This is a genomic window from Parvibaculum sedimenti (genome assembly GCF_009184905.1).
Taxonomy (GTDB): Bacteria; Pseudomonadota; Alphaproteobacteria; order Parvibaculales; family Parvibaculaceae; genus Parvibaculum; species Parvibaculum sedimenti.
In genome coordinates this window covers 1-14,093 of the sequence record NZ_WESC01000008.1, presented here as the reverse complement: position 1 = coordinate 14,093, position 14,093 = coordinate 1, and the positions used below count along the sequence as shown (strand labels likewise).

The window sequence follows — 14,093 nt, the reverse complement described above, 5'->3', positions numbered from 1 at the left end:
GACATGACGACCGGGAAGGACATGACGACCGGCCGTTCTCATCGAAGCGAGAGCGCCGGGCTCGGCCTCGCCGCCTATCGTCTTGCGACGCGCGCGCTGGGCCCCGCGCTTCCGCTGCTCCTTGCACTGCGCATGCGGCGCGGCAAGGAAGATGCGAGCCGCCTGACCGAGCGCTGCGGCATTCCCTCTCTCGACCGGCCGGATGGAAAGCTCGTCTGGATTCACGCAGCAAGCGTCGGCGAGTCTCTTTCCGTGCTGCCGCTGATCGACCGGCTGATCGCGGCAAACCTCCATGTTCTCATCACTACAGGCACTGTCACCTCCGCGCATCTCATGGGGGAGCGCCTGCCCGAAGGCGCAATCCATCAATTCGCGGCGCTCGACCACCCGGACTACGCCGCGCGCTTCCTCGACCACTGGAAGCCCGATCTCGCCGTCTGGGTTGAATCCGAATTCTGGCCGAACCTGATCGTCGCCACCCATGAACGCGGCATTCCGCTCGCGCTCATCAATGCGCGCATCACGCAGCGTTCCTTCGAGGGCTGGCAGCGTTTCCCGCGTTTTATCGCAAATCTTCTCGACCGCTTCTCGCTACTCCTCGCGCAGGACGAGGCGAGCGCGCGCCGCCTCGAAGGGCTCGGCGCGCATACGGTTGGCATACCCGGCAACCTGAAGCATGACGCCGCGCCGCTCACCGCTGACGAGAAGGAACTTGCAGCGCTCCGCGCCGCCATCGACGCTCGCCCGATCTGGATCGCAACCAACACACATGAGGGCGAGGAAAAAGCCGCCGCCGATGCGCATCAGGCGCTCGCAGCATCTCATCCCGGCCTTCTCACGCTGATCGTTCCGCGCCACCCGGCGCGTGGAACCGCCATCGCCGCTGAGCTGAAGAAACGCGGCTTCAATGTCGCGCGGCGTTCGCTCGGCGAAGCGATAAGCCTTGCGACCGATATATATCTCGCCGACACGCTGGGCGAGCTCGGGCTCTTCTATCGCCTTGCCGACATCGCCTTTATAGGTGGTACACTGACGAATACGGGCGGACATAATCCCTTCGAACCGGCGCGGCTCCATTCGGCACTGATCGCGGGCCCTAGCGATTTCAATTTCTCCGAGAGCTATGCGAGCTTCGAAAAGGCCGATGCGCTGATCCGCATCGAAGACGCCTCGACACTCGCGAAGGCGGTTGCGCGGCTTCTGGACGATGCAACCGAGCGTACGCGCCGCAGCGATGCGGCGGAAATCATTGCCAGCACATCGAGTGGCGCAACGGATCGCACAGTCTCGGCGCTGCGCGCGCTGCTGAAAACTCCCGCAACGGGAGGAAGCGATGCGTGAACCGCGCTTCTGGCAGGCACCGCGCGCCGGCGAAATCCGCATCATGCCGCGCCTTCTCGCGCCTGCCGCCCTCCTCTACGGATTTGCCGGTCGCCTGCGCAAACGCTTCGCCACGCCCGAACGCGCGCCCGTGCCCGTCATCTGCATCGGCAACATGACGGTGGGCGGCACCGGCAAGACGCCGCTGGCACTAACGCTCGCGTCGCGCCTTGTCGGACAGGGCGAAAAGCTCCACTTCCTCTCGCGCGGCTATGGCGGTTCCGAAAAGGGGCCGCTCCGCGTCGATCTCGCAAAGCACAGTGCCGAAGATGTGGGCGACGAGCCGCTGCTGCTTGCCGCCGTCGCACCGACCTGGATTTCCGCCGACCGCGCTGAGGGTGCCGCCGCCGCCGTGCTCGACGGCGCATCGCTCGTCATGATGGATGACGGGCTCCAGAACACGACGATCGAAAAGGACTTTTCGATCCTCGTGATCGATGCCGCGGCGGGTCTTGGCAATGGGCGGCTCCTTCCTGCCGGGCCGCTACGCGAGCGCATGGACGATGCGCTTTCGCGTGTCGGCGCCGTCGTCATCATCGGCCGCGGCCACGCGGCGGACGGGCTCGCCGCCCGCGCCCGCGCCCGCGCCATTCCGGCCTTCCGCGCCATCCTCCGCGCCGCGCCCGCGCCGGAGCTCGACGGGTTGCCGGTGCTCGCCTTTGCCGGCATCGGGCGGCCCGAGAAATTCTACGCGACGCTCCGCGAGCTCCATGCCGACATCGTGGCAACCGAAGACTTCCCCGACCATCACGCCTTCACCGAGCGCGAGGCGCTGAACCTTCTCGTCCGCGCCCGAGACCTCAACGCGACACCTGTCACCACCGAGAAGGATCTTGCCCGGCTCCGCAACGCACCTGCCGGAAGCGCCCGCGCGCAACTCCGCGATGCCGCGAAGACGATTTCGGTTCGCGCCCTGATCGACGACTTTGCGAGCTTCGAACGGCTGCTTCAGGATCAGATCAGGCTCGCACGTCAACGCGCAGCCAAGCGCGCCGCGCAAGCGGGCTGAGGCATTAGGCTCGCCAGAGGCGCGGCCCGGCTGATATAAGCGGCGGCGAGACAGCAAGGCACCCCAAACAGATGTTTGCGAAGAAAATCCAGTACCTCGCGGAAATCGCGGCTCTGAAGGCGATGCTCGCCTTCTGCCGCTTGCTGGGTCTCGACCGTTCGTCGGCGCTGGGGGGCTGGCTTGGCCGCAATGTCGGGCCGAAACTCGGCATCACGCGTCGGGCGCGCGGCAACATCAAACGCGCCATGCCCGAACTCTCGACCGAAGAGGTTGAGCGCATTGTCGTCGGCATGTGGGATAATCTCGGCCGCACCGCCTTCGAATATGCCCATCTCGACAAATTCAGCCGGCCGGAGGAACGCCACCGCGTCGAAGTCGTGGGCATCGAGGGCTTGCTCGCCTATGCCGCAACCGGCAAGGGCGGCATGCTGGTATCGGGACATTTCGCCAATTGGGAACTCATGCCACTTGTCATGCGGCTCGAAGGGCTCGACGGTGGCGGCGTCTATCGCGCAGCGAACAATCCTTATGTGAACGACTGGATGGTGACGATGCGGCGCGAGCTCATCGTCCCGGAGCAGATCGCCAAGGGCCCGAAGGGCGCGCGCCTGCTGATCCAGGCCATTCGCGACAAGCGCTTCGTTGCCATGCTGATCGACCAGCGCCTGACCGAAGGCATAGAAGCGAAGCTCTTCGGCCTTCCCGCAATGACGACACCGACGCCCGCCGTCCTCGCGTTGCGCTATAACGCAGCGCTCATTCCGGCGTCGATCGTTCGCACACAAGGCGCGCATTTTCGCATAACCGTCCATGAACCCGTCGTCGTCGACAAGGATGCCGAACCGACAGGCGAAATCCTCCGCGTGACGCAATTGCTGAACGACTTCCTCGAGGCGCGCATCCGCGAACATCCCGAAGGATGGTTCTGGCTGCACAATCGCTGGAGAGATTGAGGACGGTCAGTCGCCGCCGACTGCCGCACCGGAAGCGGCGCCCGCCGTCGAAACGCCCGGCACGAGCAGCGACGGATCGATATGCGCCGCGCGCCAGACCATCGCCCAGTGAAGATGCGGGCCGGTTGCGCGACCCGTCTGGCCGACAGCGCCGATCGGGTCGCCCTGATGAACGTGCTGCCCCGCTTTCACGTCGATGCGCGACATATGCATCATGATGCTGATAACGCCCTGCCCGTGATCGAGAAAGACGAGCCCGCCTTCGAAATACATGTCGGGCTCAGCAAGCCGCACGATGCCGTCGGCAGGCGCAACGATGGGTGTGCCGGTCGGCGCGGCGACATCGACGCCGTAATGCGGATTTTTCGGTGTGCCGTTATAGAAGCGCTGGCTGCCGAAAACGCCTGAGATGACGCCCCTCGCAGGCCAGATGAAGCGACCGGCGAACCATTCCCGCGGCGTATCCGTCGGGCGGGCGGCCGCCTTCATCGCCACTTCGCGCTTGATCCGCGCCATCGCCTCCGGCGGCGGCGTGACAAGGGCGGGCGCGATTTTTTCGATGCGCTGGATCTGCCAGGCGCGAGGCGCGACGGCGAGTACCTTCGTCTCGACCTGTCCGTCCGGCAGCGTCACGACGAGCTTCGCGCTGCGCCCATGATCGCGGTCAAAGCCGATGGCGAAGACGCCGTCCGGCGATACCGGCAAGGCCTCTCCATCAAGCGCAACTTTCGCGCCCGGCTCAGCCCGCCCAACGACGAGCGAGCCCTGCTCCACCGCGCCCGTGAGCATGGTTTCGGCGCGCGCCGGAAAACCGGCAAGCGCCGCGCCCAAAAGAAGAAGCGCAGCGAAGCGGTTCATTTGCGCGGGAAAAGTGCAGGATATTTCTGCTGATGACGTTCCAGCGAGGCTTCGGGGCTTTCGTAAGCCTCCTGGAGATCGACACTCCAGTAGCGCAGATCGTCGAGAAGAATGCGGTGGCCCGTGACCGCACAAGTCACATAGGCGCCGGGACGCACGACGTGAAAATCGCCATCGCCATAGACGATTTCGGCCTCTCCGCCATTGCCCGTATTATCAATCCTGTTCATGGGCGCATTCTAACCGGCTGCCGCCGAAACTTCAAAGGTGCTAGAGCAGACTTCCCTGCGAACCGCCGCCCTGCGAACCGCCGCTCTCTTTTTTTCGGACCGCCGGCTTCGGCGCATCCATGCCGCTGACCACAACGCCGACGCGGTCTTCATGCGCGAACTCAATGGCAAGCACAGCGCCTGGCTTGAGCCCCGCCGACGCGCGGACCGGCTTGCCATCCGCGCCACGTACCACCGCAAAGCCGCGCTCCAGCACACCCTGATAGGAATAGGATTGAAGGAGCTTTCCCGCACCGCCGAGACGGCGGGCAAGATCGGCGAGATGCCGCCACTCGGCCATTACCGCGCGCTTGTCATATTGTTCGAGACGCTTCTTCCCATCTGCGATCTTGAAGCGGATGAACTGCGTCGAAAGCTTGCCCTCGATACGGCTGAGCCGCGCGCGCTTGTTTTCCGCTGCGCGCCTCAACGCGAGGCCGAGCCGCTCCCCGATATGGTCGAAACGCTGGCGCGGCAGCGCAATGAGATCCTGCAGACGCGGCAGACCCCGCGCGAGGCCCCTCAACTGCGAACGGTTGTTGTCGACAAGCCGTACCTCGGCACGCAAGAGCCTTCGCTGGAGATCAAGCACGGTTGCGATGCAATCGGCGCGCACGGGCACTGCCATTTCGGCAGCCGCCGTCGGCGTCGGCGCGCGCTTGTCCGCAGCGTAGTCGATCAGCGTCACATCGGTTTCATGGCCTACCGCCGCGATGAGCGGAATGTCGCTGGCGGCTGCGGCACGGACGACGACTTCTTCATTGAAGCCCCACAGATCCTCGATCGAACCGCCGCCACGCGCGACGATGAGAAGATCGGGCCGCGGAATCTTGCCGCCGGGCTTGAGCTTGTTGAAGCCTTCGATAGCGGCTGCAACTTCCGCCGCCGCCGTTTCGCCCTGCACGCGCACGGGCCAGACGATGACATGGCGCGGAAAACGATCTGCCAGCCGATGCAGAATGTCGCGAATGACAGCACCGGTCGGGCTGGTGATAACGCCGATGACATCAGGAATGTCCGGCAGCTTTTTCTTGCGCTCCGGCGCGAAGAGGCCTTCCGCCGCGAGCTTCTTGCGTCGCTCTTCGAGAAGCGCCATCAGGGCGCCTATGCCTGCGGGCTCCAGCTGCTCGATGACGATCTGATACTTCGAACTGCCCGGATAGGTGGTGAGCTTGCCCGTCGCAATCACCTCGAGCCCTTCGGCGGGCTTGAAGCGGAGTTTCGAATAGACGCCCTTCCAGATCACGGCTTCGAGCCGGGCGTTCTCGTCCTTCAGGGCGAAATAGGAATGGCCCGAGGAATGGACGCCGCGAAACCCCGTGATCTCGCCCCGGACGCGCACATGACCGAAGGTTTCCTCAACCGTCCGCTTCAGCGCGAAGGAAAGCTCGCTGACCGAGAATTCATGGGCGTTACCCCCCGCTTCGCCCGAGGCGGAAGCGGGGGCTTTGCGCCTGCCTGACACTGGTTCGGCCATCGGACTCCGGGCGGGAAAGGATATGGTTAATAAAGAGGCGCAGACTTGCCTGAATCGGCCCTCATGTTACAAGGAAAACCTCTTCGGCCGTAACCTTAAGGTCGCGGCCTCGCTCACGAAATCAGGGAAGCACTCTTGGCATGAACGTACTCGTCATCGGCTCCGGCGGCCGGGAACATGCTCTCTGCTGGAAGCTCGCATCGAGCCCCCTTCTGACCAGGCTCTACTGCGCGCCGGGAAATGGCGGCATCGCGAAAGTCGCTGAATGCGTATCTCTGAAGCCCCTCGATTTCGACGCCATCGTCGCCTTTTGCCGCGAGAAGGACATCGGCTTCGTCGTCATCGGCCCTGAAGACCCGCTGGTCAACGGTCTCGTCGACCGGCTTGACCACGAAGGCATCAAGTCCTTCGGACCGAGCGCGGCGGCCGCCCGTCTCGAAGGTTCCAAGGGTTTCACCAAGGATCTCTGCGCCGAATTCAACATTCCGACCGCAGCCTATGGACGCTTCTCCAATGCCGTCGACGCGAAAGCCTTCGTGAAGGCCAATGGCGCGCCGATCGTCGTAAAGGCTGACGGTCTCGCCGCGGGCAAGGGCGTGACCGTCGCCGAAACCGTGGAACAGGCCGACTCGGCCATCGACGAGATTTTCAGCGGGCGCTTCGGCGCAGCGGGCGCGGAAGTCGTGGTCGAGGAATTTCTCGACGGCGAGGAAGCGAGCTTCTTCGCACTCTGCGACGGCAAGACCGTGCTGCCGCTCGCAACCGCGCAGGACCACAAGCGCGTCTTCGATGGCGACAGGGGCCCGAACACAGGCGGCATGGGCGCCTATTCGCCTGCGCCCGTTCTCACGCCCGAACTCATCGACCGCGTGATGCGCGAGATCGTGGAGCCGACAGCCGCCGCCATGCAGAAGCGCGGAACGCCTTTCAAGGGCGTCTTCTTTGCAGGGCTGATGATCACGAAGAAGGGCCCGCAGCTCATCGAATACAATACCCGGTTTGGCGATCCCGAAACTCAGGTGCTGATGACGCGACTCCAATCCGATCTCCTGCCTGCACTTATCGCGACGCATGACGGCACGCTCGACAAGATCGCGCTCGGCTGGAAAGACGAAGTGGCGCTCACTGTCGTCATGGCCGCGAAGGGCTATCCGGGTGACTATGTGAAGGACACGGGGATCAAGGGTCTCGACCAGGCCGGCGCGATCGAAAACGTGCAGGTCTTCCATGCAGGCACCCGTGCCGATGGTGGGCGCATTCTGGCCACAGGTGGCCGCGTGCTCAACGTGACCGCGACCGGAAAATCGGTTTCGGAGGCTCAGGCAACGGCCTATCGCGCCGTCGACCTCATCGACTGGCCGCAAGGCTTCTGCCGCCGCGATATCGGTTGGCGCGCGATTGAGCGCGAACGCGGAACGGAGTGAAACCGTTCCTTCATCAAAATCCGTATACAAATAAAAACCTATCGGGAGAGCAAGGCCATGAGCAACGGGACACCGACTGAAGCGAGCCGGCAGGACCAGTTTTCCGGCACGAAGGACGTGGTCGAATCGCATCGCTTCGACGCCGCCAGCCTCGAAGCCTATATGCGCGAGCATGTCGAGGGTTTCACCGGCCCGCTCGAGGTGCGCCAGTTCAAGGGCGGCCAGTCGAATCCGACCTATCAGCTTGTGACGCCGAACCGCAAATATGTGCTGCGCCGCAAGCCGCCGGGGAAGCTCCTTCCCTCCGCACATGCGGTCGACCGCGAATACAAGGTCATCACGGCGCTCCATAGCGTCGGCTTTCCCGCGCCGCGCACCTACTGCCTCTGCGAGGATGACAGCGTCATCGGCACAGCCTTCTACATCATGGACATGGTGGAGGGCCGTGTGCTCTGGGAGCCGCTACTGCCCGGGCAGGACCCCGCCACGCGCTGGAAGATCTACGACTCGCTCAACGAGACCATGGCGCGCCTCCACACGGTCGATTACGAAGCCATTGGCCTCGGCGATTTCGGCAAGCCCGGCAATTACTTCATGCGCCAGATCTCGCGCTGGTCGAAGCAGTACGTCGCATCGGAAACCGAGACCATCACCGAGATGAACAGGCTGATGGAGTGGCTGCCGGAGAACGTGCCGACCGACGACTCGACCTCGATCGTCCATGGCGACTACCGGCTCGACAACACCATCCTGCATCCGACCGAACCGAAGGTCATCGCCGTGCTCGATTGGGAGCTCTCGACGCTCGGCCATCCGATCGGCGACTTCACCTATAGCTGCATGCAATGGGTGATGCCGGGTCAGGGCACGGGTGGCGGCACGGGCTCTATCGCGAGCGCCGACCTCAAGAGCCTCGGCATCCCGACGCTCGATGAATACATCAAGATGTATTGCGAGCGCACAAACCGCTCCGGTATCGACAATCTCGACTTCTACTTCGCGTACAACTTCTTCCGCCTCGCAGGGATTCTGCAGGGCATCGCGGGCCGCGTACGCGACGGCACGGCGTCGAGCGAACATGCGAAGACCATGTCGCAGAACGTCAGGCCTCTGGCTGTGGAAGCATGGAAATACGCCCAGCGCGCCGGCGCCAAATAACCCAATAACAAACAACCCCAATAACAACAAAAACAGGGATTGTCGAAACGATGAACTGGTCGCGTCACGGCTTCGAGATAAATACCGACAAGACGAAACTCGACAGGGATTCGATCCTTCGCATGCTCCGCGCCACCTATTGGGCAAGCGAAGTTCCGGCCGAGGAGTTGTGGGAAAGCATTCTGAACTCACGCTCCTACGGCTTGTACTCGCCGGATGGCGAGCAGGCAGGCTTCGCGCGCATGGTCACCGACATGACGCGCTTTGCCTGGTTCAGCGACGTCTATGTCCTGCCCGTGCATCGCGGGCGGGGCCTCGGCAAGTGGCTCGTCGAAACGGTGGTGAACGATCCGGCGCTTGCCCGGATCAGCCGCATCATACTCAGCACCAGGGACGCCCACGCGCTCTACGAGCGCATGGGCTTCTCGCTCATCGCCGGCGAAGAGGCCGACAAGATGATGATGCTGGTGCGGTGAGGACTCTCAGGCACTCTTGCCCCGCGCCTCGACCGGCCAGATGTCAACGAGCGTATCGCCGCGCACGACATGATAGGCGTCGTAGAGATTGACCGTCGGGTCGCAATGCGGCGTGATCGCGGTGAGCGCGGCGCCAAGCAAAAGCGAGGCGCCCTGCGGCAAGGCGATACCACCCTGCTCGTCTCCGAAGAAGAAATAGGCCGAGCCTTCCGGCGCACCGGACAGAAGCATCGGCGCCTCCGCATCGGTCGAGAAGGCCTTGAAGCCCGCATCGGTCGTTGCGAGGTTCTTCGTATTGTTCGAGACAACGCTCATCTGCACAAAGAGCGATGTCTCGAAGGGGATCGGCGCGCCATTGCCGACATGGACATCATTATATTGCTTGTCCATGAAGATGTAGGAGCCGCCCTGCAGCTCCGTCAGCACCTTCGCTTCCGGGTCGATGTTGAAGCTGCCCGTGCCGCCGCCCGACACGATATCGACCGGCAGGCCCGCCGCGCGGAAAGCGTCGCGCGTTTCGCCGAGAACCTTCATTGCCGCAAGCGACTGCTCGCGCCGCTGGACGAAGTCCTCGATATGCATGACATGGCCCGCATAGCATTGAAGCCCGCGAAGCTCGAGCCATTCGGAGGCATGGACCTGACGGCCGAGCGACAGCACCGGCTCTCCCGGCGCTATCCCTGTGCGGTGCAGACCCGGATCGAGATCGACGAGAACCTTGAGCTTTTTGCCCGCGGCCTTCGCGGCACCCGCGAGCGCCTCGGCATTCTGCGGATTGTCGACGGCGACCATGAGATCGGCTACGCGCGCATTGAGCGCCATGAGGCGCATGATCGCGCCTTCGGTCACGACCGGCGAAGTGATGAGCAGGCTTTCAATGCCGCCTTCGCCCATCGCTTCCGCCTCGCCGAGCTTGGCGCAGCATTGTCCCACGGCTCCTGCCGCGATCTGCTTCTTCGCGATGGCGACGCTCTTGTGCGTCTTCGCATGGGGGCGAAGCTTCATACCGTTCCGCGTGCAATGCTCGGCCATGGCGGCGACGTTGCGCTCGAAGGCGTCGAGATCGAGTACCAGCGCGGGCGTCTGAAGCTTGCCTCTCGAACCCGGCCTTCCAATCAGCCCCTCATTGACGAAACGGCCCGCCATTCTGCTCTCCCCGCGATTTGAAACGAGGCGCCATCCTAACGGGGCTTCTCCAAACCGCAACTCGCCTTCCACCTGGCTGCGACCGCGCGTCCCATGACTTTGCGCGGCGAACTTCTATATGCGAATAATTAAGCAGCATCAGTCAAAGGGTCAGCGGCGCAGTCCGCAACAGCTATGGCAGCACGAGTGAAGGAAGATATGGGCGTGAAGGCGGGAGGCGCGGACAAACACGCGCTGATCCTCGACGCTGCGCTCAACCTCTTTCGCCATTACGGCTTCCGCCGCACCTCGATGGAAGACATCGCCCGGGCGGCCAATGTCGCCAAGGGTACGCTCTATCTCTATTTCAAAAGCAAGGACGAGCTTTTCGAAGCGCTGGCCCGGCGGCTCGCCGAGTTGATCGAGGCCAATCTGAAGGCGGTAGCGGCCCGCGACCTCGACACCGAGCCAAAGATTCTCGCCCTTTTCGATGCCAAGCTTGGCTTCCTCTATCGCTGGGTCCTGTCGAGCCCCCATGCGGCGGAACTCATCGATTCCAAGGCCCAACTCTCGGCCACGATCTTTGAATCGGTCGACCGGGATTTCCGGGCATCCATCGCCAAGGTCCTCCGGGATGGCATCCGCCGGGGCGAACTGGACGCAAAATCGGCCGGATTTTCCGTCGAAAGCGCTGCCGAGACGCTGATCGCCGCCGCCTATGGCGCCGAAAGCGGAGCCGGGAGCGAGGCCAACTTTCAGGACAGGCTGGCCCGGATCGTCCGCCTCTGCCTCCGCGGTCTCAAAAAATCAGCCTGACGCACACGTTAACCTTTGGAAACAAGAAGGTTTTGTGGCCCTCCTTGACTCAATGGAGGGTCGCCACTATCTCTCTGTCGGGCTGTTAGCACTCCCGGAGGGTGAGTGCTAACAATCCATAATCCCTAAAGTTTCCCGCGAAACCCGCGGTTCCGAAACAGGAGAAGACAGAGATGAAATTCCGTCCTCTGCATGACCGCGTTGTCGTCAAGCGCGTCGAGGAAGATACGAAGACCGCCGGCGGCATCATCATCCCCGAGACGGCCCAGGAAAAGCCCTCGCAGGGCGAGATTCTCGCCGTGGGCCCCGGCGCCCGTGGCGAAGACGGCAAGATCGTCGCGCTCGACGTCAAGGTCGGCGACCGGGTGATCTTCGGCAAGTGGTCCGGCACGGAAGTCAAGATTGACGGCCAGGATCTGCTGATCATGAAAGAGTCCGACATTCTCGGCATCGTCGAAGGCGCCAAGAAGAAGGCCTAAGGCTCGTGAAACCGGTGAACGGTTCGCGGGCATTTTTCATGTCCCGCATCCGAACCTGCACAGAATTCTAGAGGAACCAAAACATGGCTAAGGAAGTCAAATTCGGCCGTTCGGCCCGCGAGCGCATGCTCCGCGGCGTCGACATTCTCGCCGATGCGGTAAAGGTCACGCTCGGTCCGAAGGGCCGCAACGTCGTGATCGACAAGTCCTTCGGCGCGCCGCGCATCACGAAGGACGGCGTCACGGTCGCCAAGGAAATCGAACTTGAAGACAAGTTCGAGAACATGGGCGCCCAGATGGTGAAGGAAGTCGCTTCGAAGACGAACGACACGGCCGGCGACGGCACCACCACGGCGACGGTTCTGACGCAGGCGATCGTTCGCGAAGGCGCGAAGGCCGTTGCTGCCGGTCTCAACCCGATGGACCTGAAGCGCGGCATCGACCTCGCCGTTGCCACGGCGCGCGAAGACATTACGAAGCGTTCGAAGAAGGTGAAGTCGAACGACGAGATCGCCCAGGTCGGCACGATCTCGGCCAATGGCGAAGCTGAAATCGGCAAGATGATCGCCGAAGCGATGGCCAGGGTCGGCAACGAAGGCGTCATCACGGTTGAAGAAGCCAAGTCGCTCGACAGCGAGCTCGAAGTCGTCGAAGGCATGCAGTTCGACCGCGGCTACCTTTCGCCCTATTTCATCACCAACGCCGACAAGATGGTGACGGAACTGGACGAGCCGCTGATCCTTCTCCACGAGAAGAAGCTCACGAACCTTCAGCCGCTGCTCCCGATCCTGGAAGCCGTGGTGCAGTCGGGCCGTCCGCTCCTCATCATCGCGGAAGACATCGAAGGCGAGGCTCTGGCCACGCTCGTCGTCAACAAGCTCCGTGGCGGCCTCAAGGTTGCCGCCGTGAAGGCGCCGGGCTTCGGTGACCGCCGCAAGGCCATGCTCGAGGACATCGCGGTCCTCACGGGCGGCCAGGTTATCTCCGAAGAACTGGGCATCAAGCTCGAGAACGTGACGCCCGACATGCTCGGCAAGGCCAAGCGCGTCCGCATCACGAAGGACGACACGACGATCATCGATGGCGTCGGCAAGAAGAAGGACATCGAAGGCCGCGTCTCGCAGATCAAACGTCAGATCGAAGAGACGACGTCGGACTACGACAAGGAGAAGCTGCAGGAACGTCTCGCGAAGCTCGCGGGCGGCGTTGCGGTGATCAAGGTCGGCGGCGCGACGGAAGTCGAAGTGAAGGAGCGCAAGGACCGCGTCGACGACGCGCTCAATGCGACCCGCGCGGCTGTCGAAGAGGGCATCGTCCCCGGCGGCGGCACGGCTCTCCTGATGGCCACCAAGGCCGTCTTCAAGCTCACGAGCGACAACCCGGACATTCAGGCCGGCATCAACATCGTTCGCAAGGCTCTCGAAGCTCCGATCCGTCAGATCGTCGAGAACGCCGGTGTTGAAGGCTCGATCGTCGTGCAGAAGGTCCTCGAGTCGAAAGTCGCCAATTTCGGCTTCGACGCGCAGAACGAAGAGTATGTCGACCTCGTCGCCGCCGGCATCATCGACCCGACCAAGGTCGTGCGCACGGCGCTTCAGGACGCGGCCTCGGTCGCCGGCCTCCTCATCACGACGGAAGCCATGATCGCCGAAGCCCCGAAGAAGGACGGCGGCGCCCCCGCCATGCCCGGCGGCATGGGTGGTATGGGCGGCATGGGCGGAATGGACTTCTAAGTCCAGCGCTCAGACGACGCTACGGGATGCGAAGGGCCGGTGGAAACACCGGCCCTTTTGCTTTGCGATACGATGCGGTCGCCTGGCGGTCCCTGCTCAAAACTCCCGGATTGAAACTGTTCGCAGCGTCGCTTCATAATCGACGTCGGGAAAGGTATGGGGGGATCCATTGAACGACATCAGAGAACGGAGCTATGGGAGCGGTTCTTCGGAGAAGAGCTACGCACTCCTGATTTTTGCCGCCATGTTATTGGCGTCCGGCGCTATTGGGCTTTGGTATTATCTAACTCTGCCGAAGACCGAGTACGCCATATCCGCAAATACCTTCTCGCGCCTTGATGCGTCGACGCGCCAGATCGTGATTCGGCTAAATGAAGAACCCTGCAATCGGATGCTGGCAAGGCGGCTAAGCGCTTCACTGACAGGCGCCTCCGAATATGCGGCCGCGATTTCCTTCATTCAAAATACAGAGAAGAAATGTGGCTCCAATGTTGACTTGATGGAACCCCTCGTCGTCGCTCAAAAAGGTTTGTCCAATTTTGAAGCGGCGGAACAGACCCTTACACGAGTGGTGGAAATCTACCCGAGCTCTGGCAAAGCCTATTTCAATCGCGGCGAGGTCCGCGCATTACACGGCGATATTGCCGGTTCCTACGAGGATATTCGCAAGGCGATCTATGTTTTCTCGGACCCTTCGACAATCCTTTACCGAGCGTTTGAGTCCCTAGCTCAGGACGCCGCAAAACTGGGGCGCCCATGCGAGGCGGTCGCCATACTGCAAGACTACACTACGTTCGACAGTTTTGAACGTCGTTCGCCGGAAGTACTTGGACTAATTGACGTGCCACTGAGATTTTCGTCCAGAAGGATTTAGAGTCCGGCCCTATGGAAGGGAGACGGACGATGAAGAGGCAGCGTTTTACGGAAGAGCAGATC

At 62.6% G+C, this 14,093-nt stretch carries 14 protein-coding genes; 10 read left to right on the top strand and 4 right to left on the bottom strand.

Annotated features, from left to right (window positions below; all coding sequences use genetic code 11):
- Window positions 1–3: 3 nt before the first annotated feature.
- The 3 genes from F2P47_RS09915 to F2P47_RS09905 all read left to right on the top strand — a co-directional run bounded on the left by F2P47_RS09915 (window position 4) and on the right by F2P47_RS09905 (window position 3,342).
- Window positions 4–1,341, top strand: coding sequence for a 3-deoxy-D-manno-octulosonic acid transferase (locus F2P47_RS09915; RefSeq protein ID WP_246176841.1), 1,338 nt, complete (start codon window positions 4–6; stop codon window positions 1,339–1,341).
- Window positions 1,334–2,389 (top strand): tetraacyldisaccharide 4'-kinase, encoded by a 1,056-nt coding sequence (gene lpxK / locus F2P47_RS09910; RefSeq protein WP_152216204.1) that lies wholly within the window; start codon window positions 1,334–1,336, stop codon window positions 2,387–2,389. Before F2P47_RS09915 ends, lpxK begins: the two co-directional genes overlap by 8 nt.
- A 71-nt stretch (window positions 2,390–2,460) precedes the next feature.
- Complete coding sequence (locus tag F2P47_RS09905; protein WP_152216203.1) at window positions 2,461–3,342, top strand: lysophospholipid acyltransferase family protein; 882 nt, start codon at window positions 2,461–2,463, stop codon at window positions 3,340–3,342.
- Window positions 3,343–3,348: 6 nt separating this feature from the next.
- On the opposite strand, the gene F2P47_RS09900 is transcribed toward F2P47_RS09905, so the two are convergent.
- The 3 genes from F2P47_RS09900 to xseA are packed head-to-tail and all read right to left on the bottom strand — an operon-like array spanning window position 3,349 to window position 5,946.
- Window positions 3,349–4,200, bottom strand: a complete 852-nt coding sequence (locus F2P47_RS09900) for a M23 family metallopeptidase (RefSeq protein ID WP_152216202.1) — start codon at window positions 4,198–4,200, stop codon at window positions 3,349–3,351.
- On the bottom strand, window positions 4,197–4,430 hold the full coding sequence (locus F2P47_RS09895; RefSeq protein WP_152216201.1) for a DUF2093 domain-containing protein: 234 nt from the start codon (window positions 4,428–4,430) through the stop codon (window positions 4,197–4,199). Before F2P47_RS09895 ends, F2P47_RS09900 begins: the two co-directional genes overlap by 4 nt.
- Window positions 4,431–4,470: 40 nt before the next feature.
- Complete coding sequence (gene xseA / locus F2P47_RS09890) at window positions 4,471–5,946, bottom strand: exodeoxyribonuclease VII large subunit (protein ID WP_152216200.1); 1,476 nt, start codon at window positions 5,944–5,946, stop codon at window positions 4,471–4,473.
- A 140-nt stretch (window positions 5,947–6,086) separates the two neighbouring features.
- Between xseA and purD the strand changes: the two genes are divergently transcribed.
- From purD to F2P47_RS09875, 3 genes are read left to right on the top strand one after another with little or no spacing between them, the layout of a single operon-like run.
- Window positions 6,087–7,370, top strand: coding sequence for a phosphoribosylamine--glycine ligase (gene purD / locus F2P47_RS09885; RefSeq protein WP_152216199.1), 1,284 nt, complete (start codon window positions 6,087–6,089; stop codon window positions 7,368–7,370).
- A gap of 57 nt (window positions 7,371–7,427) precedes the next feature.
- The gene (locus F2P47_RS09880; protein WP_152216198.1) at window positions 7,428–8,528 is read left to right on the top strand and encodes a phosphotransferase family protein; all 1,101 of its coding nucleotides are present in this window, start codon (window positions 7,428–7,430) and stop codon (window positions 8,526–8,528) included.
- A gap of 50 nt (window positions 8,529–8,578) precedes the next feature.
- Window positions 8,579–9,004 (top strand): GNAT family N-acetyltransferase, encoded by a 426-nt coding sequence (locus F2P47_RS09875; RefSeq protein ID WP_152216197.1) that lies wholly within the window; start codon window positions 8,579–8,581, stop codon window positions 9,002–9,004.
- A gap of 6 nt (window positions 9,005–9,010) precedes the next feature.
- Here the strand turns inward: F2P47_RS09875 and F2P47_RS09870 are convergent, their stop codons facing one another.
- Window positions 9,011–10,150, bottom strand: coding sequence for a DSD1 family PLP-dependent enzyme (locus tag F2P47_RS09870; RefSeq protein WP_152216196.1), 1,140 nt, complete (start codon window positions 10,148–10,150; stop codon window positions 9,011–9,013).
- A 186-nt stretch (window positions 10,151–10,336) separates the two neighbouring features.
- Here F2P47_RS09870 and F2P47_RS09865 point away from each other — a divergent pair, with 186 nt between their 5' ends.
- The 4 genes from F2P47_RS09865 (at window position 10,337) to F2P47_RS09850 (ending at window position 14,031) form a co-directional block, all read left to right on the top strand.
- On the top strand, window positions 10,337–10,945 hold the full coding sequence (locus tag F2P47_RS09865) for a TetR/AcrR family transcriptional regulator (protein WP_185681053.1): 609 nt from the start codon (window positions 10,337–10,339) through the stop codon (window positions 10,943–10,945).
- Window positions 10,946–11,118: 173 nt separating this feature from the next.
- The gene (groES, locus tag F2P47_RS09860; protein ID WP_152216194.1) at window positions 11,119–11,424 is read left to right on the top strand and encodes a co-chaperone GroES; all 306 of its coding nucleotides are present in this window, start codon (window positions 11,119–11,121) and stop codon (window positions 11,422–11,424) included.
- Between the two features lie 83 nt (window positions 11,425–11,507).
- On the top strand, window positions 11,508–13,157 hold the full coding sequence (gene groL / locus F2P47_RS09855; protein WP_152216193.1) for a chaperonin GroEL: 1,650 nt from the start codon (window positions 11,508–11,510) through the stop codon (window positions 13,155–13,157).
- A gap of 169 nt (window positions 13,158–13,326) precedes the next feature.
- Window positions 13,327–14,031, top strand: coding sequence for a tetratricopeptide repeat protein (locus F2P47_RS09850; RefSeq protein ID WP_152216192.1), 705 nt, complete (start codon window positions 13,327–13,329; stop codon window positions 14,029–14,031).
- Window positions 14,032–14,093: the final 62 nt, after the last annotated feature.